Genomic DNA, 19656 nt, shown 5'->3' on the forward strand with positions numbered 1-19656 from the left:
CCCCCGCCTCGCTCTACGCCCCCTCGGCCCTGGTGCTCACCATCGGGCACGGCGACAGCGCCGCCACCGTGACCCCGCAGCGCGCGGTCACGCTGAGCTGCGCCCCCACGCCCTCCGGCACCCATCCGGCCGCCGCCCTGGCCTGCGCCGAACTGCGCGCCGCCGGCGGTCCCGACGCCCTGGCGCCCAGGGACGACGTGCTGTGCACCAAGCTGTACGACCCCGTCGTCGTGACCGCCGACGGCGTCTGGCAGGGCAAACGCGTCTCCTACCAGCGCACTTTCGCCAACCAGTGCGTGAAGGACGCCTACACGAGCGACGTCTTCGCCTTCTGAGACCGGGATCGCGCGGTCCCCGGGCACCTGAGAGGCCCGCGGATGGGGAGTGTGGGCCTCCGTCGTGGGGTACCCAGCGATCTCGCACCAGGGGTCGGCAGGGCGGAGTGGGGCCGCCCGCCGACCCCTGGCATCACCTCCGCCCCTCCCCGGGAACGCCGGGGAGGGGCGGAAAGCGTTTCAGCAGACCCGTATCGGCGAACAGCCGACGGATGCGCGGCTGGTCGCAGACGACCCGCAGCCGCCCCTCGCGCTCCCGGGCCCGGGTCTCGGCCCGGCACAGGACGCGCAGTCCGGAGCAGTCGAAGAAGGCGACGTACCGCAGGTCGACCAGCACGTCCGGCAACGGCCGGGCGGTCGCCGCGTCCAGGTGCTCGGCGAGGAACCCCGCGGTGGCCAGGTCGATCTCGCCCGCGACCTCGATGACGGTGAACCGGCCCGAGGTCCGGGTGCGGGCATGGGGATTGGGCGCGGGATGTTCGAGGGCACGGTCGTCCGCATCCGGGGTCATGGCCGCTCCACCGGGGCAAGGGGCGCATTCGATCCCCGTAGTTACCCCGGCTCGCGCGGAAACATCCCTGCGGCGCGGCCCGCAAGATCTGGTTCACTCGACAAGGTGAATGCCCATGAAAGTGCTTGACATTCAGTCAGTTTGATCAGTCAGGCGCGGTCCCGATGGCTGGTGTCGCACCACGGGAAGCGGCGACTGCGGCGGCAGGTGCACAGCGCGACCCGGAAGCGGTCGGAGGCGACCGTGCTGCCGTCCTCCAGTTCCACCTCCACCGGGCCCTCCACGAGCAGCGGGCCCTTGCGCTGGATCCTGATACGGCGAGGGGAGTCAGACGGGGAGTTCGGCACGGACGATCACCAGCTCTTCCTTCTCCTCGGCGGCCGACAGCAGCCCCTGCTCCCGCAGCCAGTGCTCTCTCTTGCGCAGCACGGGACCGAGCGCGATCCTGCGGCGCCCCGTCACGGCCGCCTTGAGGCCCGCGGCCCGCAGGTGGTCGAGCGTGCGGTCGGGTCCGCTGAGCGCGGAGTGGACCATCAGCAGCACTCCGCCGGGGCGCAGCAGATCCGGCGCCTCCCGGCAGATCCGGTCGACGACCAGCCGGCCGTCCCCGCCCGCGTCCCAGGCCCGGGCCGCACCGCGCGGCGCCACGCGGTGCTTCGGGGTGGGCACATAGGGCGGGTTGGACAGGATCAGGTCGAACGACTGACCCCGCACGGGTGCGAAGAGGTTTCCGCGCCGGATGTGCAGCGGCAGTCCGGCGAGCCACGCGTTCACGCGCGCGGTGCACACCGCCCGCCAGGACACGTCGACGGCCGTCACCCGCGAGCCACGGCGGGCTGCGGCGAGCGCCAGGGCTCCGCTTCCGGTGCCCACGTCCAGGACGTGCGCACCCGGCGCGAGAGGTTCCTCGGACAGGGCTCCGACCAGGAGGTCGGTGTCTTCCTGCGGGGCGTACACACCCGGGGGTACCAGTGGATTCACCGGGCTCAGGTACCCCGGCCGTCACGAAATAAAGGAGATTTCCGAAAGGTCGCCCGTCCGCAGGGACGACCGGCCGGCCCGCCAGTCCTCCAGCAGCCGGCCGGCGAAGCGGTCCTCGACGTATCCGGTCGCGTCGATGCCGAACGCCACGTCAGGCGCGAGGTGCGGCTCGTCGGCCAGCAGACCGCCGATGACGTCCTGGCGTACGACCTGTTCGTGGACGGCGTCCGCCTCGACGTGCTCGTCGTAGAAGTGCTCGGCGGCTGGACCCGCTCCGGTGCGGCGCATCGCCTCGGCGAGCCGCCGGGAGCCGGGGGAGGAGGTGATCTCGACCGCGGCGAAGTGGCCGACCAGGGCACCGCGCAGGGCCCGGTGCAGGCCGAAGAGGGACATCAGGTTGACGGTGACCAGCATCTCCGCGCTCGCCGCGTCGAGATAGCGGCCGTACGTCGTGTCCAGGCCGAGGTCGGTCATCAGGTCGGCGAACAGCCGGGCGTGCACTCTGTCGGGGCGGCCGCCGCCGAACTCGTCGAACTCCACCGCGGCCATCGCCGCCTTGGCCCGCCCCGCGAGCCGCGGCAGCACCCAGGCATGCGGGTCGGCCTCCTTGAGGTGGTAGAGCGACCGCTGGGCAGCGTACTCCCGCACCTGCCACAACTCGCCCTCGTCGCGCAGGAAATGGGAGACACCGGCGCCGTCGACGGGCTCGACGAGCAACTCGCCGAGCGCGTCCTCGACCGTGTCGTGCACCTGGGTGTCGGCGCGCAGCGCGGTCAGGAACCGGTGCTCGAGGCGCGCCCGCACCCGCAGCAGATCCGGATCCCACTCCCGCTCCGGCCCGACCCCGGTGAACCCGCGATAGTGCAGCTCGTAACAGAGATACAGAGCCAGCTGGAGATCGTCCCCATACACCCCGGCCCCGGCCACGTCCTCGTCCCGGGGCAGTCCCCCGCCCCCCACCAGATACTCCTTGACGCCGGCGGAAACGGGCCCCCGGGAAGCGGGCAGCAGCGGCCCTTCACAGTCGTGCTTCATGCCGCCCGAGTACCCGAACGGCACCTCGCCACCCCAGCAACAGTGGCGCCCCGCAGGGGCGCGGGGTTGTGTCATTGTGCGGCTCCGCCGCGGGGCGCGACCAGCCACAACGGCGCGGCACCCGCCATTCCACCCACCGCGGCACATCCGACGGCGTCATTCCCGGTCGGACTCTTCCTGCGCCTCCGCATTGGGCGTGATCGCATCCCCCGCCTTCCCCTCGTGCCGGGCGGAGCCCCCCGTCTCCGCGTCCTCGATCTCGCGCAGAACCTCCTCCAGCGCCGTGTCCGTCTGCTCATCCTTGTTCTTGTCGTCTCGCGACACGAAAACTCCCACCTCTCCTCAACTCGTCGCGGCAGCGATCCGCAGCGGCACGGGCTCCGGCGCCACCGGCGCCTCGTTGAGCCGGATGACCTCCGCCCACCAGGACGGCCCGTCCTCGATGTGGCGCAGCAGCACTCCCTCGCGGATCGCCCACGGGCAGACGCTGACCGACTTGAGGCCGGTCAGCTTCATCGCGGTGTGGCCGACGACCGCCCCCGCCAGGCTCTGCGCGGCGCGCGGCGCGGAGATGCCGGGCAGCAGGGCGCGTTCGGCGACGGGCAGCGCGGCCAGCCGATCGGCGGCCAGCCGCAGGTCTCTGCGGTGCAACTCCCGTTCCACGAACGGTCCGTGGCGCCCGGGCGCCGCCCCGCACAGCCGGCCGAGCTGCTGGAAGGTGCGGGAGGTGAAGACCGCGGTGCGCGGTCCCTCCCAGCGGATCCGCGCCGCGACGTCCCGCAGTTGATGGCGGATCTTGCGGCGCAGGGCGCGTACCTGCTCGGGGGTGGGAGCGTCCTGGTCCGGGAAGAACTCGTGCGTGAGCCGGCCCGCCCCGAGGGGCAGGGAGGCCACGAAGTCCGGCAACCGGCCCCGTCCGAAGGCCACTTCGAGGGAGCCTCCGCCGATGTCCAGCAGGGCGAGCGGTCCCGACCGCCAGCCCATCCAGCGACGCGCGCCGAGGAAGGTCAGTTCGGCCTCGACCTCGCCGGGCAGTACGCACAGCCCGACCCCGGTACGCGAGCGGACGGCGCGCAGTACCTCCTGCCGGTTCGGGGCGGCCCGTACCACGGCGGTGGCGAAGGCCAGTGGCCCGGCCGCACCCCAGCGGCTCGCGGTGCGGCTCGCCTCGCCGACCGCTTCGACCAGCCGTTCCACGTCCTCCTGCGGGATGTCGCTCCCCGGCTTGACATGTTCAGACAGCCTCAGCCGCCACTTCGCCGTGTGCACCGGCAGTGGCACTCCGCCCTCCGCGTCCGCCACCACGAGCCGGACCGTGTTCGACCCCACATCCACCACGCTGATTCGCATGGGCCCGTGGGTACCCGATTGTGCGCAGACCAAAGCTCGCCGGTGGTCTCACCCTGGTCTCGATCCTCGGAAGACACGGCACGCGAAGAGGGGCCGCCGTCTCCCTGCAGACGGCGGCCCCTCGGTCCGGGCGGCTCAGCCGGAGGTGATCACATGTGGATGACCGGCGCGGCGTCCGCGTCCTGCTCGGGCACTCCGCGGCGGTAGAGCAGGAAGGCGATCACGGCACCCCCGGCGAACAGACCCGCCGACCACCAGAAGGCGGTGGTGTAGCTCTCGATCGTCGCCTGGGCCTGCACCAGCTTGCTGGTGGCGTCCCGACCGCTGAGGTAGTTCGTGGCGGCGCTGGCGGCGAGGGTGTTCAGCAGCGCCGTACCGATCGAACCGCCCACCTGCTGCATGGCGTTGACCGTCGCGGAGGCCACACCCGCGTCCTCCGCGGCGACTCCGCTGGTGGCCAGCTGCATCGCCGCCGGCATGACCAGGCCGAGGCCCGCACCGGTCACGATCAGCTGGGGCAGCACGTCGCTGACATAGCTGGAGCCGATGCCTATCCCGGTGAGCCAGGCCATGCCGGCGGCGGCGACCGCGAAGCCCAGCGGCACGACCGCCTTCGGCCCGATGCGCGGCAGCACGACCGTGGTGCCGATCTGGGAGGCCACCATCAGGGCCGCGACCATCGGCAGGAAGGCCACGCCGGTCTTGGTGGGGCTGAAGCCGAGGTTGAGCTGGAGGTAGTAGGTGAGGAAGAGGAAGACACCGAACATGCCGCCGGCCGAGATCAGCACCGCGACGAACGAGGCGGCCCGGTTGCGGTCGAGCAGGATGCGCAGGGGCAGCAGCGGGTGCGTGGCCTTGGTCTGCCACCAGGCGAAGGCGGCCAGCAGTGCACCGCCGGCGATCAGGAAGCCCCAGGTCAGCGCCGAGCCCCAGTCGTGCGTCTCGGCGTTGGAGAAGCCGTAGACCAGCGCGAACAGACCGGCGGCGACGAGAACCGTTCCGGGCATGTCCAGCTTGCCGTTCGCGGCGTCACGGTGGTTGGTCAGCAGGATCCAGCCGCCGACGAAGGCGACCACGGCGATGACGACGTTCACGAACAGCGTCGAGCGCCAGTCGAAGGCGTCGGTCAGGATCCCGCCGAGCAGCAGGCCCACCGCACCGCCGGCCCCGGCGATCGCACCGTAGACGCTGAACGCCTTCGCGCGTTCCTTGGCATCGGTGAAGGTCGTGTTGAGCAGGGACAACGCGGCAGGCGCGAGCAGCGCGCCGAAGACACCCTGGAGGGCGCGCGCGGTGACGAGCATCCCGAAGCTGTTGGCGGCGCCGCCGAGCGCGGAGACCGCGGCGAAGCCGGCCACACCGATGAGGAAGGCCGTCTTGCGGCCGAACAGGTCGGCTATCCGGCCGCCGAGCAGGAGGAGGGAAGCGAAAGCGAGGGCGTACGCGGTGACGATCCACTGCCGGTTGCCGTCGGAGAAGCCGAGGTCCTTCTGTGCGGAGGGCAGCGCGATGTTCACGATCGTCGCGTCGAGCACCACCATCAGCTGGGCGACGGCGATGACCGCGAGGATCCACCACCGCTTCGACGACGAGGGGTGTTCGGGTTCGGCGAGGGTGCCGACTTCGGCACTCTCGGCCAGGGTCTTCTCGGACATGAGAACCACTCCAGGGAAGTCGTTCGGGTTGGACGGTGACAACCGAAAGGAAGGCTTTGAACGAAACGGTTTCGTACACCTGCAGCCTAGCTCCTTGCTGAGCGAAACGGCAACGTTTCGTTAGATGTGTTCTCCGTCTCTTATTCCTTGACCGGAATATAACTGTGGAGGCATATTGGGAACCATGTCCGACGCCTCGCTCTGGACCGCCCTCGCCGATCCGCACCGGCGGGCCATCGTCGCGCTGCTCCTTGAGCGGCCGCGGCCCGTCGGCGAGATCGTGGAGGCATGCGGGCTGAGCCAGCCGAGCACCTCCAAGCACCTCAGGGTGCTGCGGGAGGCCGGCCTGGTCCGGGTCCGGCAGGACGCGCAGCGCCGTGTCTACGCCCTGGACCCGGCCCCCATCGCCGAGCTCGACGCATGGCTCGCGCCGTACCGACGGCTGTGGAACCGCAGCCTGGACGAGCTGGGCCGCCGCCTCGACCGGACGGCGCCGGACGATCCCGAGGAACCCGCCCCGAAGGACTGATCCACCATGGCCGCTGATCTCACCGGCACCTATCTGACCCTGGACGACGGCCGCCCGGCGGTCCGCTTCAGCCGCGTCTACGACCATCCGATCGGGCGCGTCTGGCAGTTCGTCACCGACCCCGCGGAACTCGCCCACTGGTTCCCGTCCCGCGCCGAGATCGACCCGCGCCCCGGCGGCACGATCACCTTCACCGGCGACCCGAACATGCCCGAGTCCACGGGCCGGGTGCTCGCGCTCGACGAGCCGCGCCACCTGTCCTTCGAGTGGGGCGGCGACGAACTCCACTTCGACCTGGAGGCCCTGGACGACGGCCGTACCCGCTTCACCCTGACCAACGTGCTCCAGTCCGCCGACACCGCCGCCCGCAACGGAGCCGGCTGGGAGGTGTGCCTGGCCGCCCTGGACGCGAGGGCACGGGACGAGCGGTCCGAGGGGCCGCACACCGGGGCCGGAAAACCCTGGAAGGAGTTCTACGACGGCTACATCGAGGCCGGTGTGCCCTCGGGAGCGCCCGTTCCCGGCCTCGACTGACAGTGAGGTCTCAGGCCATCTGCCGCCGCACCAGCTCGTGCAGCCGCCCGCCCGTGTCCGCCAGCAGCTGCGCGGGCGGGCCCTGCTGGGCCACCTTGCCGTCCTCCATCACGATGACGCGGTCGGCGTCCAGAACGGTCGAGAGGCGGTGCGCGATGACGACCCGCGTCGCGTTCAGGGCCTTCGTCGACTCGATCACCGTGCGCTGCGTCTCGTTGTCCAGGGCGCTGGTGGCCTCGTCGAAGAACAGGATCCGCGGCCGGCGGATCAACGCCTGCGCGATCATGAGGCGTTGACGCTGGCCACCGGAGACCGCGCCGCTGCCCGAGACGATGGTGTGCAGCCCCATCGGCATCCGCTTGATGTCGTCGGCGAGCCCCGCCATCTCGGCCGCCGCCATCGCCTCCTCCGGCGTGTACGGCTCGGTGCCGCAGATGACGTCCAGGATCGAGCCGGTGAAGGGCTGCGCGTGCTGAAGCACCACCCCGCACTGCCGGCGCACCGCCGACTGGTCGAGAGCGGCCAGGTCCTGGCCGTCGTACAGGACACTGCCCGAGACCGGCTTGTCGAAGCCGATCAGCAGCCTGAGCAGCGTCGACTTGCCGCAGCCGCTCGGTCCGACGATCGCCACGAACTCACCCGGACGTATCTCGAAGGACACGTCGTCCAGGACGAGGGGCCCGTCGTCCGCGTACCGGAAGGACAGCCGGCGCGCCTCGATCGCCCCCGTCAGCGGACCCGGCCGGGTGCTCGCCGCGCGCACCTCCGGCGTCGCCTCCAGCACCGGCTTGATCTCCTCGAACAGCGGCAGCGCGGCCACCACCGACACGAACGCGCCGGTCAGCTGGGTGACCGAGGTCAGCAGCATCGTCACCGAGGTGTTGAAGGTGAGGAACGCGGCAGCCGACATCACCCCGCGCGCCGGCCCCGCGAGCAGCATGAACATCAGCAGCGTGCACAGCGGCAGATAGACCGCGCCCATCACCGTGGTGAGGTTCTTGATACGGCCGACCCTCTGCTGCAGCTCCCGGCTGCGGGCGAACTGTGCCGCCCAGGCCGCGTACGCGTAGTTCTCGGCCGCGGCGACCCTGAGCTTCGGCAGACCGCGCAGGGTCTGGAAGGCCTGGTTGTTCAGCTTGTTGTTCAGCACGACCAGCCTGCGCTGCCAGCGCACCTGCCACAGACCGAGCCCGAGGAAGGCGCCCGCGATGACGACCAGCATGCCGATCGCCGCCATGGCCATCGACGGGCTGTACCAGAACAGCAGGCCCAGGTTCATCGCGCCGACGGTCACCGACTGCGCGACGACCGGTCCGATGCCCGCCATCATGCGGCGGATCGCGCTGATGCCCATGGCCGCGCTCGCCAGCTCACCCGTGGAACGCTCGGTGAAGAACTTCGTGGGCAACCGCAACAGCCGGTCCCAGACGGCCGGTTGGAGCGTGGCCTCGATACGGCCCTCCAGCCGGAGGATGGTGAGGTTCTCCAGCAGCATGAAGGCCGCCGCCACCACGCTGGTCAGCATCACCGCGAGACAGACCTGCACGATCAGGTTCGTCTGGGCCCTCGGCACGAACTCGCCCAGCACCTTGCCCGTGGCGATGGGCACCAGCGCCCCGATCGCCACCGTCACCAGACCACTGGCCAGCAGGTTCACGAGGTCACCGCCGGTGCCGCGCATGCTGAACCGCAGCAGCCGCAGCGGGCTCAACGTCCGGTCGGGCAGCGGACGGTAGAACATCACCGCACGCGGCTCGAACTCCTCCGCGTTGGCCTTCTCGATCGGCGTCTCGCGTCCGGTCGACGGATGGACGGCCACATAGCCGCCGCGCCGCCACAGCAGCGCGACCGGCGCACCCGACAGGGCGCGGTGGCCCACCAGCGGCCCGATGTTGTCCCGCCACCAGCGGCCGTCGAGGCGTACGGCCCTCGTGCGCACCCGGGAGGCGACGGCCACCTGCTCCACCGGGTCGAGCCGGTCGCTTCCCGTCCCGCTCTGCGCGCGGTCGGCGAGCTGGATGCCGGCCGCCTCGGCGACCAGCTTGCACGCCGCGTAGCTCGCGTCGGCGTCGGCGGGCGTGGTGCGCTGGGCGGAGGACTTGCCGATCGAGGCCAGCAGCGTCCGGTCGGCCTGGGCGCGGACGGCCTCACCCGCCTTGATCCCGGCGGCCGTCCGGGTCTCGTGGGTGCGCTCCACCTGCTCGATCCAGCGGTCCAGCGTGGTCAGCAGCCGGTACTGCTGGTCGACCATGCTCTGCCACACCGCCGGGTCCATCAGCAGGTCGGCCGCCGCCTCGGCGCCGTACAGCGAGCCGTACTGGACGCTGCCCGGCGGCACCTGCATCCAGAACACGTCGTCGTCAGTGACCTCCGTGGCCCGGTCGGTCGCCATCGGCGCCTGGAAGAGGACGGTCAGCCCACGGCCGACACCGAGCGCGAGCGCGTACTCCAAGGGGCTGGTGGTCGGCGGGACGTACTGCGGGTTGCCGTACTCGTCGTAGGACCAGGTCTGGGTGTCGGCCGTCTGGTACAGCTCGCGCAGGCCGATGCGGTGGACCACGCAGTCGCGCAACGGACGGGCGACCAGGGTGTGCTGGGGCCCGAGGACCGGGCCGAGGACCAGTGCGCCCGCCTCCAGCCGGCCGAGGTGGTGCCAGTGGCCCTGCTGCACGGCGTCCACCGCGAACAGGTCCAGGCTGCCGGCCGCGACCAGCCACAGCACCTGCGGGCCCTCCAGATCGAGCCGGGTCAGGCCCGAGCAGTCGATCCGGCTGCCCAGGGAGCCGAGGGCGCCGAGTACCAGGTCGCCTTCGTGTGCCGTCGTCATCTCATCGCTCCCTGACCAGCGCCGCGTACGCGCCGCCGCGTGCCACCAGGTCCTCGTGCCGTCCGCGTTCCACGATCGTGCCGTGCTGCAGGACGACGATCTCGTCGCTGTCGCGCACGGTGCTGAGCCGGTGCGCGATCACCACGCAGGCGCAGCCGCGCCGGCGCAGGTTGTCCATCACGACCTGCTCGGTCTCCGCGTCCAGCGCGCTGGTCACCTCGTCCAGGACCAGGATGCTGGGCCGGCGCACCAACGCCCGTGCGATCTCCAGGCGTTGACGCTGACCGCCGGAGAAGTTGCGGCCGTCCTGCTCGACCTTGCTGTGGATGCCGCCCGGCCGGCGCGTCACCACGTCGTACAGGGCCGCGTCCCGCAGCGCGTCGATCACCGCGTCGTCCGGGATCGAGGGGTCCCACAGCGCCACGTTGTCGCGGACCGAGCCCTCGAAGAGGAAGACCTCCTGGTCGACGAAGGAGACCGAGGCGGCCAGCGCCCCGCGCGGGATGTCGTCCAGGCGCTGACCGTCGATGCGGATCACGCCCTCCCAGGGGGAGTACAGACCCGAGATCAGGCGGGAGACGGTCGACTTGCCGCTGCCCGAGCCACCGACCAGGGCCACCTGCTGGCCCGGGCCGACCGTGAGGTCGAAGCCCGCCAGCAGCGGCTTGTCGAGCGGGTTGTAGCCGAAGGTGATGTTCTGCAGCTCGACATGGCCGTGCAGCCGGCGCGTGGAGTCGCCGGCGCCCGGACGCCCGTAGAGCGGGTCGGCCTGGAAGTTCTCGACGTCCTTCAGGCGGGCCACGTCGGCGGCGAAGTCCTGGATGCGGCCCGCGACGCCGTTGAGGCGGGTGATGGGAGCGGTGAAGCGGGTGACCAGCGACTGGAAGGCGACCAGCAGGCCCACCGAGATACCGCCCTCGACCGCGCGCATGCCGCCGACCCACAGGATCACCGCGCTGTTGAGCGAGGCCAGCGTCGGCGCGACCACGCCCAGCCAGGCGCTCGGCACCCCGAGCCGCTGCTGCTCCTCCAGCGTCGTGGCGTGCTGTCCGGCCCACTTGCGGAAGTAGCCGTCCTCGCCACCGGTCGCCTTCATCGTCTCGATCAACTGCAGGCCCGTGTATGCGGTGTTGGTGAGCCGGGCGCTGTCCGCGCGCAGCTTCGCCGTACGCGTGGCCCGCAGCCGGACGACGACCCGCATCGCGACGATGTTCAGCAGCGCGACGCCGATGCCGACGAAGGTCAGCTGCGGATCGTAGGTGTAGAGGAGGACGGCGTACAGGACGACGACCACCGCGTCGACGCCCGCCGCCGCGAGGTCGCGGGCCAGGGTCTCGGCCACCTGGTCGTTGGACTGCAGCCGCTGCACCAGGTCGGCCGGGCTGCGCTGGGCGAAGAACGTCACCGGCAGCCGCAGCAGATGGCGCAGGAAACGGGCGCTGGAGAGGGTGGAGGAGATGATGCGGCCGTGCAGCAGGTTGGCCTGCTGCAGCCAGGTCAGCAGGACGGTGAACAACACGCACGCGCCCATCGACGCGAACAGCACCCCCAGCAGCGAGGTCTGACCGCCGATCAGGAACATGTCGATATAGGTACGGCTCAGCGCCGGCACCGCCGCCCCGACCAGGACGAGCAGCAGGCTCGCCAGCACCGCGGCCGGCATGGTGCCCGCCGTGCCGCGCAGCCGGGCCGGCATCGCGCCGAGGACGCCGGGCCTGCGGCCGCCCCGGGTGAAGCCCTCGCCGGGCTCCATCACCAGCACGACACCGGTGAAGCTGCCGTCGAAGTCCTCCATCGGCACGAAACGGCGGCCCTTGCCGGGGTCGTTGATGAAGACACCGCGCCGGCCGAAGCGACGGCCCATGCCGTCGTAGACGACGTAGTGGTTGAACTCCCAGAACAGCACGGCGGGGGTCCGCACCTCGGCGAGGGCGGCCGTGTCCATCTGCATGCCCTTGGCCGTCAGGCCGTAACTGCGCGCCGCCTTCAGCAGGTTGCTGGCCCGTGAGCCGTCCCGGGAGACACCGCAGGCGATGCGCAGTTCCTCCAGCGGGACGTGCCTGCCGTAGTGGCCGAGCACCATGGCGAGGGAGGCGGCGCCGCACTCCACGGCCTCCATCTGCAGGACCGTCGGCGTGCGGACGGTCTTCGCCCTGCCCTTGGGGACCGGGCGCTTGGGCGGAGCGGAGCGGCGCCTGCTCCGGGTCTCCTGTGCGGTGCTCACGGCAGCAGCCAATCGACGGGACGCTGGTCGGCCAGCCGGATCGAGCCCGAGGCCATGGTCATGGAGGTGAGGCCGAACGGCGGGCCGTCCTTGGACGACCACCGGTAACCGCTCTTCGTCGCCGAGGACTTGTCCAGCTTCACGAGTACGGCCACCGGACGGCCCTTCTTGGTGAACTGCTCGCCCAACTGGCTGTCCCCGAGGAACGCGGCTATCTGCTGGGCCGACTCCGCGGAGCGGTCCACCGACTTCACGTGCCCGCGCAGCACGCCGTACGTCTGGGTGGGCACCGAGGAGACGGTCAGGTCGACCCCGGCGTCCGCGGGGATGGAGGCGGCGTTCTCGGCGGGCACGTACACCGTGGCGTACAGCGGGTCGGATGCGTGGGCGACCTTCTCCACGGCGGCCACGTTCGCGCCGGTCTGGATGATCTGACCGATGGTGGCGGCGAGCCCGGTGATCCGGCCCGCGGCGACCGTGCGGACGACGGTGTCGCCCTGTGCCGTCCTGACCTTGAGGACGGGGGAGCCGGCGGGCAGTCGCTCGCCCTGCTCGGCCAGCACGGCGGTGACCTGGCCCGCGACCGGGCTCTGCAGGATGTAACTGCCCTGTCCGTGGGTGAGGATGGCGGGCGCGCTGACCGTGGAGGCCACCGAGCCGGTCACCGCCCACACCGAGGCGGCCGCCACCGCGACCACCGTCACGGACAGCGCGAGCCAGCCCTGCGGCCGGGCGAAGCGCACGGGGAGGTCGAGTTCCTCCGGCGACTGGAGCTTGGCGAGGGCCTGTTGGCGGAACTGCACGGGACTTTCCCTCACCTGAAAACGAGGAAGGACCGGCTCGGCGAGCCGGCTGGTTCACGACAACGACAAGCCCCGGAGCCGGCGAACGGCTCCGGGACTCACGATCACAGGAGGTGCGATCAGAGACCGGCGACCAGGTTGGTGACCGGGGCGGTGTTCAGGCCGGTGACACCCTCGACGGTGCCGACAACCGTGTCGACCAGGCCGGAAACCGGGGCGATGCCGTCCACCAGGCCGGTGACGGTGCCGAGGGCGTTCACGGACAGGCCGCCGGAGACGTTGTCGAGCTCGGCGTCGGAGATCTCGACGGTCTCAACCTGGGGGGTGGAGTTCATGATGGAACTTCCCTTCACATGGATATCTCATAAGGGGGGAGCGGCACCCCTCTGGGGACAGAGCGACGACCGCGGACCGCGGGTGCCGGGCGTCCGTCTCCGGAGCCCTTCGCGGCTCCCGCGGTGCGATGGATCAAAGCACGCTGCGGGTCCGGGCTTCCAATCAACCAACCGTCTCACCAGGCAACTTGAGTCCCTGGGACCCCGATCCGTGCAGGAGTGCGCACGGCTCGGTGGCAGGTTCTTCACATGCGTCACCGCATCGGCTCGTCCCGGCTCTTGCTGATCGTCAGGCGAATCCGACACTCCCGCCGCAATGGCATGGGGGAGTGGACGCGCTTGTGCAGAACCTTCGCCCGCCGTGACTTCGTTGAGTATTCAATGTGCAGATTCTCTGAAGCCGGGATTCGGCGCGCTGTTCACGACGGACCGTCGCCGACCGGCTACGGACCGTTTCAGCCCAGAAGCGCGTAGACCGTGCTCGCGCGGGCGGCGATCTCGCCCGAGTCCCCGTCGGTCATCGTGATGTCTGCAAACGCCATGCGCCGGCCGAGTTTGCTCAGGACCGCCTCGATCAGGACATCCGAACCGGACACCGCGCGCTGGAACGACGTCGACTGCTGAACCGTCGTCATGGGTCCGTACGCCCCGCGCGCCGCCGACACCGCGATCACCGTCGCCGTGTCCGCGGCGGCCATCAGCGCCTGTCCCGACAGCCCTCCGCCCTCCCGCGACAAGCGGTCCGACCAGGGCAGACGCAGAATCGCCCGGTCGTCTCCCACCGCCTCGACACGCAGGCCCAACTCGAGCACCCATGGGGCGAAATCGGCGGAGAGGATCTTGTCGGCTTCGGCGGTCGTCATCGTCATATGGGCGATTGTTCCCCGTGCCGCTGCGTCAGACGCGGGTCATGGCCGATTCGGCATCCGGCAAAGAGAGTTGGCAAACGGAATTGAACGCACCACGCGGCCCCTGCGTACCAACAGCCATCCAGGCGCCAGAACAGAACAGCTGCCGAACGGCGGCAAAGACTCCGGTCCCCCCAGGAGGTCGAGAAGTTTGAGTCACAAGCGAATTCCGAAGCGTAAGGCCGCGATCGCGGCGGGCAGCGTCGTGGCGCTCGGCGCGGCCGCAATCCTGCTGCCCAACGCCAACGCCTCCCAGGACGGTTCGTCGAACGGCGCCGCCGTCGCACCCAAGACCCTGAAGGCGACGGACGCCTCGGATCTCGCCGCGCAGCTCCAGCAGCTGCTCGGTCAGGCCTTCGCCGGTTCGTACTACGACTCGGGCAGCCAGCAGCTCGTCGTCAACGTCATATCCGGCGACAACAACGTGGTGGTGCAGGCGAAGAAGGCCGGCGCGAAGGTCCGCGAGGTCAAGAACAGCCTCGCCGCGCTGAAGGCCGGGGCGCAGACCCTCAAGGCCAAGGCGACCATCCCGGGCACGGCGTGGGCGATCGACCCGAAGACCAACAAGCTCGCCGTCACGGCCGACAGCACGGTCACCGGCGCCAAGTGGGACAGACTGACGTCGACGGTCAAGAGCCTCGGCGCCGACATGGCGTCGGTGAAGAAGGCCTCCGGCACCTTCAAGACCCTGGTCTCGGGCGGCGACGCCATCTTCGCCCAGGCGGAGGGCGGCACGGTCCGCTGCTCCCTCGGCTTCAACGTCACCGCGAGCGACGGCAGTCCGGCCTTCCTGACCGCCGGTCACTGCGGAGTGGCCGCCAAGCAGTGGTCCGACTCCGAGACGGGCCAGCCCATCGCCACCGTGGACCAGGCCACCTTCCCCGGCGACGGTGACTTCTCCCTGGTCAAGTACGACGACCCCAACACCCAGGCCGCCAGCGAGGTCAACGTCGGCAACGGCCAGACCGTCCAGATCACGCAGGCCGCGGACGCCACCGTCGGCGAGCAGGTCTTCCGCATGGGCAGCACCACGGGCCTGCACGACGGCCAGGTCACCGGCCTCGACGCCACGGTCAACTTCCAGAGCGAGACCGATCCGGGCGGCGTGGACACCGTCACCGGACTCATCCAGACCAACGTCTGCGCCGAGGCCGGCGACAGCGGCGGCTCGCTGTTCACCCAGGACGGCAGCGCGGTCGGCATGACCTCCGGCGGCAGCGGCGACTGCACCGCCGGCGGCGAGACCTTCTTCCAGCCGGTGACCACGGCCCTGCAGGCCACGGGCGCCACGCTGGGCAACGGCGGCGCGGGCGCCGGCGACCAGGGCGGCGCGGCCGACCCCTCCGCCTCCGCGACCGACGGCACCGGCGCCGGCGACCAGGCGGGCGGCGGCGACGCGGTGGGCGGCTCGGCCGACCCGTCCGCGACGGCCACCGACGGCACCGGCGACCAGTCCGGCACGGGCGACCAGTCCGGGATCGGCGACCAGTCGGGTACCGGTGACCAGTCCGGGATCGGCGACCAGTCGGGTACCGGTGACCAGTCGGGCACCGGCACCGGCGACCAGTCCGGGGCCGGCGCGAACGACGGCTCGTCGCTCACCCAGACCCGCTGATCGGCCTGACCCGCGGTTCCGGTCGACAGTGGACGGCCCGGCCCTCCGGCGGGAGGGCCGGGCCGCACCGCGTTTGCGATCACCGCCGGTCCAGGGCCTGTTGCAGGCCCTGGGCCCGAAAAGCCTCAACAGAGCCTGCGGCGAGGGCGGTTCGGGCGGCGAGCTGGGAATCGGGTCCGCTTGGCCGGCGCACCGCACCACGCGACGGGACGTCATCCCGCCCCGCGTCCGCAGGCTCAGCGCGCCCTCAGCAGCAACAGCGCGACGTCGTCCAGCCGTTCGCGGGTCCCGTCGTCGTGCCGCACCAGATGGTCGGCCAGCTCCTCCAGCGGCAGCTCCCCGGCCTGCCCGAGCCGCTCCCCGAGGTCCGCCAGCGCGTCCTCGATGTCGACGCCCGGCGACTCGATCAGCCCGTCGGTGTACAGCGCGAGCACCGAGCCGGGTGCCAGGCCCACCTCCGTCGTCGGGTAGGCGGCGGCGCCGTCGATGCCGAGCAGCGGACCGCCGGCCAGATCGAGCACCCGTACCCGCCCGTCCGGACGCCGCAGCAGCGGCGGCGGATGACCGGCCCGGGCCATCACGGCCCGCCCGCGCGCCGGATCCAGCCGCAGATACAGACAGCTGGCGAACAGGTCGGCGCCCAGATCGATCAGCAGCCGGTTGGTGCTGCGCATGACCTCCTCCGGAGCCTGCCCCACGGTCGTGTACGCCCGCACTGCGGTGCGGATCTGGCCCATCAGCCCGGCCGCGGTCACGTTGTGCCCCTGCACGTCCCCGATCACCGCGGCCGCCACGCCCTGCGTGGGCACCAGGTCGTAGAAGTCGCCGCCGATCTCCATGCCCTGGGTGGCGGGCAGATAGCGCGAGGCCGCCTCGACGCCGGGCAGCGAGGGCAGCGAGTGCGGCAGCAGCGCCTGCTGCAGGCCGTGCGCCAGCCGGTGCTTGGCGTCGTACAGCAGGGCCCGCTCCAGGGCCTGCGCGATCAGACCGCCCAGGCTGGTGAGCACCGCCCGCTCGTCCGCGGGGAACGGGTGCGGCTCGGCATAGGCCAGCAGACAGGTGCCCACCGGCCTGCCGGACGCGATCAGCGGAAGGTACGCCCAGGCTTCGAAGCCGTCCTCAGGCGCCTGTACGTCCGGGTACAGCCGCTCCAGTTCCTCGCGGGAGGCGAAGAACGCAGGCACCCCGGTGGTCAGCGCGTGCGTGCCCGGTGTCGGCCGGGCCAGCGGCATCCCGTCGAACTGCTCCACGATCCGCGCGTCCGGATACCCGCGGTGCCCCAGCACGTGCAGCCGCCCCGCCTCGGAACCGAGGACGACCAGCGCCTGACTGCCGACGGCCGGCGCGATCTCGTCCGCGACCAGCTGCACCACGTCCTGCACCCCCACCGCCTCGGTGAGCGCCCCCGCCAGCGTCAGCATCTGCGAGATGGTGACCAGCCGGGACGGGGCGTCCCCGGGCTGCGGGCCTGCCCGGTTCATCTCCGTGACCGCCCGCGCCCGGGTCACCCGCACGCTCAGCCCGGTCGTACTCGGATACATCCGGAACGACAGCCAGTCCCCGGGCGGCCGCAGCGCCACGAACGACGTCGTGTGCTGGCTGAGCAGCGCCGCACGGTAACGGTCCTCGTAGACCGGGTCGTTGAGCCAGGGCACCGCGGCCCAGAGCTGGTTGCCCAGCAGTCTGCTGACCGGGACGCCGATCAGCTCGGCCGCGGCCGCGTTGGCGAAGCCCACCCGGCCGTGCAGGTCCAGGGAGCACAGCCCGTACGGCAGCCTGGCCACCATCCGCGCCGCCTCCACGGTGCCGAGCGTGCCGGCCGCCCCGGCCACCACCGGCGTGGCGAGCAGATCGGGCTCCGGCAGCGGCGGACGGCTCTCCTGGAGGGCGCGCTCCAGCCGCAGCGCCAGCCGGTCGCAGGCCGCCGTGAGATGGTCCCGCTCCCGGTCCGACAGCTCCGGCGGATGGGAGCCGGGCCAGGTCACGAAGACGGCGCCGTAGGCCGTCGACTCGGTCGCCACCGGCACGGCGGCCAGCGCGAAGGGGTACGGCAGCACCATGGCGATCCGGGGATAGCGGACCGCCATCTCCTCCTCGCCGCCCACCCACACCAGCCGCCGCTCGCGCAGCGCGTCGGCGACCGGGATCGGCGCGCTCAGCCCCACCCGTTCCCACGGCGCCGCGAACGCGCGCGGCAATCCCGCCATCACGGCCATCTCCAGCACCGGCTCACCGGCCGCCAGCAGATACACCGCGCCGGAGTGCGCGTGCACCTCGTCCATCATCGAGGCCAGCGCCAGCGAGAGCAGCGGTCGCCCCACCCGCGTCCGCACGGTCGCCGGCGTCTGGGCGGCCCCCTGCCCGTCGGACACGCCGACCACCTCCTCGCACGGCTCGGCGGCGGGTCCCAGGGATCAAATCTGCCCCCTGCGGACCGGACGCGCACGGCGAGCGGGGGGCGGCCGCGTCCGCGCGGCCCGAAGACGGGCAGGCGGAACCGCGCCTCGGTGAAGAACGTCCGCGTACCCCTTCGGGCCCGGACCATGCCACCCTAGTCGTTGCGCGCGGCAGCGTGCGGGCGCCCCGTGCGCGCCCCCGCGCACCCTGATGGCCGGTTCTTCGCGCACACGGGTGATGCGGGCCGCCAACAATGGGCACGCGCTCAACACCATGGACGAGTCGGACGAATCTGAGGGACGGGCAGTGATCCGCGTACTTCTGGTGCACGACGAGTGTCTGATGCGTTCGGTCCTGGCGGAGTGGCTGCGCCGGGAACCGGATCTGCGGGTGGAGGACACGACATGGCGGGGGGCGCCCGCCCGGCTGCGCGCGCTGCGGCCCGACATCTGCGCGGTGGACCTGGAGAGTTCGGACGGATGCGGCATCCCGCTCCTCGGTGAGCTGAGCCGCCGGGACCGGGACGGGATCCCGCCGAGACTCCTGGTCCTGGCCAGCGCGAGCAGGCCGGGGCTGCTGAAACGGGCGGCGGAGGCGGGGGCGCTCGGCTACGTCGACAAGGAGGGTTCGCCGGACCGCCTGGTGCGCGCGATCCGCCGGGTCGCCGAGGGGGAACGTTTCGTCGACGACTCGCTGGGGTTCGGCTTCCTCAAGGCGGCTCAGATGCCGCTGACCCGGCGTGAGCTGAGTGTGTTATCCCTGGCCGCCGAGGGCGCCTCCGTCGCGGAGATCGCCGGGAGCCTGCACCTGTCCAACGGGACGGTGCGCAACTACATGGCGGCCATCACCCGCAAGACCGGCGCCCGCAACCGCATCGACGCGATCCGCATCTCGCAGGGGGAGGGCTGGCTCTGACGCCGGCGCCCAGCTGCCGACCAGGTCCCGGTACAGGGGCGAGGACCGCACCAGTTCGTCGTGGGATCCGCAGGCGGTGCCCCGCCCGTCCAGCACCAGGACCCGACGCGCGCGCCGCGCCGAGCTGATGCGATGGGCGACGACGACCAGCGTGCCGCCGGGTCGCTGTGCGAAGGCCCGCTCCGCGCGCTCCTCCGCCTGCGGGTCCAGATGACAGGTGGCCTCGTCGAGCAGGGCGAGCGGGGCGTACGACAGATAGGCCCGGGTGAGCGCGATCAGCTGCCGTTCCCCCGCGGACAGCGCGGCCGGATCGACCTGGGACCCGGGCCCGCCGAGCCGCTCGAGCAGCGGGGCGAGCCCCACCGCCTCCGCGGCGGCGAGCAGTTCCGCATCCGGCACGGGCTCGGGCCGCAGGTATCCGAGGTTCTCGGCGAGGGTCCCGGTGAACACGTACGCCTCCTGCGGGATGAGCACCCGGTGCGCGGCGGCCCGGGCCGAGGGCACCGGCTCCCCGAAGACCCGGACGGAGCCGGACCTCGGCTCCAGCAGCCCGGCGACCAGCGCGGTGAGCGTCGACTTCCCGATCCCGCTCGGCCCCACCACGGCCAGGTGGGCGCCGGGCGGCAGGGTGAGGTCGAGGTCCTGGATGACGGGGGCGGCGGCGGGGCCGTAGGCGAAGGTGACGGAGGCGAGGGACAGGGC

General features: G+C 71.6%; 18 protein-coding genes and 1 pseudogene. 5 read left to right on the forward strand and 14 right to left on the reverse strand.

Going from position 1 to position 19656, the window contains the following annotated elements; translation table 11 throughout:
- The coding region (locus GRC12_RS26395) for a subtilase-type protease inhibitor (RefSeq protein ID WP_208781852.1) at positions 1 to 335 on the forward strand (335 nt) is incomplete at its 5' end.
- 133 nt (positions 336 to 468) lie between these two features.
- On the opposite strand, the gene GRC12_RS26400 is transcribed toward GRC12_RS26395, so the two are convergent.
- The 7 genes from GRC12_RS26400 to GRC12_RS26430 all read right to left on the reverse strand — a co-directional run bounded on the left by GRC12_RS26400 (position 469) and on the right by GRC12_RS26430 (position 5867).
- Complete coding sequence (locus GRC12_RS26400) at positions 469 to 846, reverse strand: STAS domain-containing protein (protein WP_208781853.1); 378 nt, start codon at positions 844 to 846, stop codon at positions 469 to 471.
- A gap of 149 nt (positions 847 to 995) precedes the next feature.
- Positions 996 to 1193, reverse strand: a complete 198-nt coding sequence (locus GRC12_RS26405) for a CDGSH iron-sulfur domain-containing protein (RefSeq protein ID WP_133043647.1) — start codon at positions 1191 to 1193, stop codon at positions 996 to 998.
- Positions 1174 to 1827 carry a HemK2/MTQ2 family protein methyltransferase gene (locus GRC12_RS26410; RefSeq protein WP_308286640.1) on the reverse strand — a complete coding sequence of 218 codons (654 nt, stop codon included), beginning with the start codon at positions 1825 to 1827 and terminating at the stop codon, positions 1174 to 1176. The genes GRC12_RS26405 and GRC12_RS26410 overlap by 20 nt, the downstream gene beginning before the upstream one ends.
- A 21-nt stretch (positions 1828 to 1848) precedes the next feature.
- Positions 1849 to 2862 (reverse strand): iron-containing redox enzyme family protein, encoded by a 1014-nt coding sequence (locus tag GRC12_RS26415; protein ID WP_208781854.1) that lies wholly within the window; start codon positions 2860 to 2862, stop codon positions 1849 to 1851.
- 156 nt (positions 2863 to 3018) lie between these two features.
- A complete protein-coding gene (locus GRC12_RS26420) occupies positions 3019 to 3186 on the reverse strand; it encodes a hypothetical protein (RefSeq protein ID WP_208781855.1) in 168 nt (55 codons plus the stop codon).
- Positions 3187 to 3204: 18 nt separating this feature from the next.
- Positions 3205 to 4212 (reverse strand): Ppx/GppA phosphatase family protein, encoded by a 1008-nt coding sequence (locus GRC12_RS26425; RefSeq protein ID WP_208781856.1) that lies wholly within the window; start codon positions 4210 to 4212, stop codon positions 3205 to 3207.
- A gap of 149 nt (positions 4213 to 4361) precedes the next feature.
- On the reverse strand, positions 4362 to 5867 hold the full coding sequence (locus tag GRC12_RS26430; RefSeq protein WP_208781857.1) for an MFS transporter: 1506 nt from the start codon (positions 5865 to 5867) through the stop codon (positions 4362 to 4364).
- A gap of 184 nt (positions 5868 to 6051) precedes the next feature.
- Here GRC12_RS26430 and GRC12_RS26435 point away from each other — a divergent pair, with 184 nt between their 5' ends.
- Entirely contained in the window at positions 6052 to 6396 is a 345-nt protein-coding gene (locus GRC12_RS26435) for an ArsR/SmtB family transcription factor (protein WP_208781858.1), read from the forward strand.
- 6 nt (positions 6397 to 6402) lie between these two features.
- Positions 6403 to 6930, forward strand: coding sequence for an SRPBCC family protein (locus GRC12_RS26440; RefSeq protein WP_208781859.1), 528 nt, complete (start codon positions 6403 to 6405; stop codon positions 6928 to 6930).
- A gap of 10 nt (positions 6931 to 6940) precedes the next feature.
- Here the strand turns inward: GRC12_RS26440 and GRC12_RS26445 are convergent, their stop codons facing one another.
- The 5 genes from GRC12_RS26445 to GRC12_RS26465 form a co-directional block, all read right to left on the reverse strand.
- Complete coding sequence (locus GRC12_RS26445) at positions 6941 to 9757, reverse strand: NHLP bacteriocin export ABC transporter permease/ATPase subunit (protein ID WP_208781860.1); 2817 nt, start codon at positions 9755 to 9757, stop codon at positions 6941 to 6943.
- Position 9758: 1 nt separating this feature from the next.
- Positions 9759 to 11981 carry an NHLP family bacteriocin export ABC transporter peptidase/permease/ATPase subunit gene (locus GRC12_RS26450; RefSeq protein ID WP_208781861.1) on the reverse strand — a complete coding sequence of 741 codons (2223 nt, stop codon included), beginning with the start codon at positions 11979 to 11981 and terminating at the stop codon, positions 9759 to 9761.
- Positions 11978 to 12784, reverse strand: coding sequence for an HlyD family efflux transporter periplasmic adaptor subunit (locus tag GRC12_RS26455; protein WP_208781862.1), 807 nt, complete (start codon positions 12782 to 12784; stop codon positions 11978 to 11980). The genes GRC12_RS26450 and GRC12_RS26455 overlap by 4 nt, the downstream gene beginning before the upstream one ends.
- 119 nt (positions 12785 to 12903) lie before the next feature.
- Positions 12904 to 13119: a type A2 lantipeptide gene (locus GRC12_RS26460; RefSeq protein ID WP_208781863.1), complete on the reverse strand. Its 216-nt coding sequence runs from the start codon at positions 13117 to 13119 to the stop codon at positions 12904 to 12906.
- Between the two features lie 455 nt (positions 13120 to 13574).
- On the reverse strand, positions 13575 to 13988 hold the full coding sequence (locus tag GRC12_RS26465) for a PaaI family thioesterase (protein ID WP_208781864.1): 414 nt from the start codon (positions 13986 to 13988) through the stop codon (positions 13575 to 13577).
- Positions 13989 to 14178: 190 nt separating this feature from the next.
- Between GRC12_RS26465 and GRC12_RS26470 the strand changes: the two genes are divergently transcribed.
- Positions 14179 to 15642 (forward strand): S1 family peptidase, encoded by a 1464-nt coding sequence (locus GRC12_RS26470; protein ID WP_208781865.1) that lies wholly within the window; start codon positions 14179 to 14181, stop codon positions 15640 to 15642.
- 236 nt (positions 15643 to 15878) lie between these two features.
- Here GRC12_RS26470 and GRC12_RS26475 read toward each other — a convergent pair whose 3' ends face one another.
- Positions 15879 to 18023, reverse strand: a complete 2145-nt coding sequence (locus GRC12_RS26475; RefSeq protein ID WP_208781866.1) for a PP2C family protein-serine/threonine phosphatase — start codon at positions 18021 to 18023, stop codon at positions 15879 to 15881.
- A 289-nt stretch (positions 18024 to 18312) separates the two neighbouring features.
- Here GRC12_RS26475 and GRC12_RS26480 point away from each other — a divergent pair.
- A pseudogene (locus GRC12_RS26480) lies at positions 18313 to 18870 on the forward strand (response regulator); the annotation flags it as partial.
- Here the strand turns inward: GRC12_RS26480 and GRC12_RS46760 are convergent.
- Positions 18793 to 19656 (reverse strand): ABC transporter ATP-binding protein (locus GRC12_RS46760; protein WP_308286641.1); only part of this gene is annotated, 864 nt, incomplete at its 5' end. The pseudogene GRC12_RS26480 and the gene GRC12_RS46760 overlap by 78 nt on opposite strands.

This window comes from Streptomyces griseorubiginosus (genome assembly GCF_017614965.1).
In the GTDB taxonomy this organism is placed as follows: Bacteria; Actinomycetota; Actinomycetes; order Streptomycetales; family Streptomycetaceae; genus Streptomyces; species Streptomyces griseorubiginosus_B.

Coding starts and splice junctions, on each gene's coding strand:
- GRC12_RS26400 (WP_208781853.1), bottom strand. CDS start 846: ATGACCCCGGATGCGGACGACCGTGCCCTCGAACATCCCGCGCCCAAT.
- GRC12_RS26415 (WP_208781854.1), bottom strand. CDS start 2,862: ATGAAGCACGACTGTGAAGGGCCGCTGCTGCCCGCTTCCCGGGGGCCC.
- GRC12_RS26425 (WP_208781856.1), bottom strand. CDS start 4,212: ATGCGAATCAGCGTGGTGGATGTGGGGTCGAACACGGTCCGGCTCGTG.
- GRC12_RS26430 (WP_208781857.1), bottom strand. CDS start 5,867: ATGTCCGAGAAGACCCTGGCCGAGAGTGCCGAAGTCGGCACCCTCGCC.
- GRC12_RS26435 (WP_208781858.1), top strand. CDS start 6,052: ATGTCCGACGCCTCGCTCTGGACCGCCCTCGCCGATCCGCACCGGCGG.
- GRC12_RS26440 (WP_208781859.1), top strand. CDS start 6,403: ATGGCCGCTGATCTCACCGGCACCTATCTGACCCTGGACGACGGCCGC.
- GRC12_RS26445 (WP_208781860.1), bottom strand. CDS start 9,757: ATGACGACGGCACACGAAGGCGACCTGGTACTCGGCGCCCTCGGCTCC.
- GRC12_RS26460 (WP_208781863.1), bottom strand. CDS start 13,119: ATGAACTCCACCCCCCAGGTTGAGACCGTCGAGATCTCCGACGCCGAG.
- GRC12_RS26465 (WP_208781864.1), bottom strand. CDS start 13,988: ATGACGATGACGACCGCCGAAGCCGACAAGATCCTCTCCGCCGATTTC.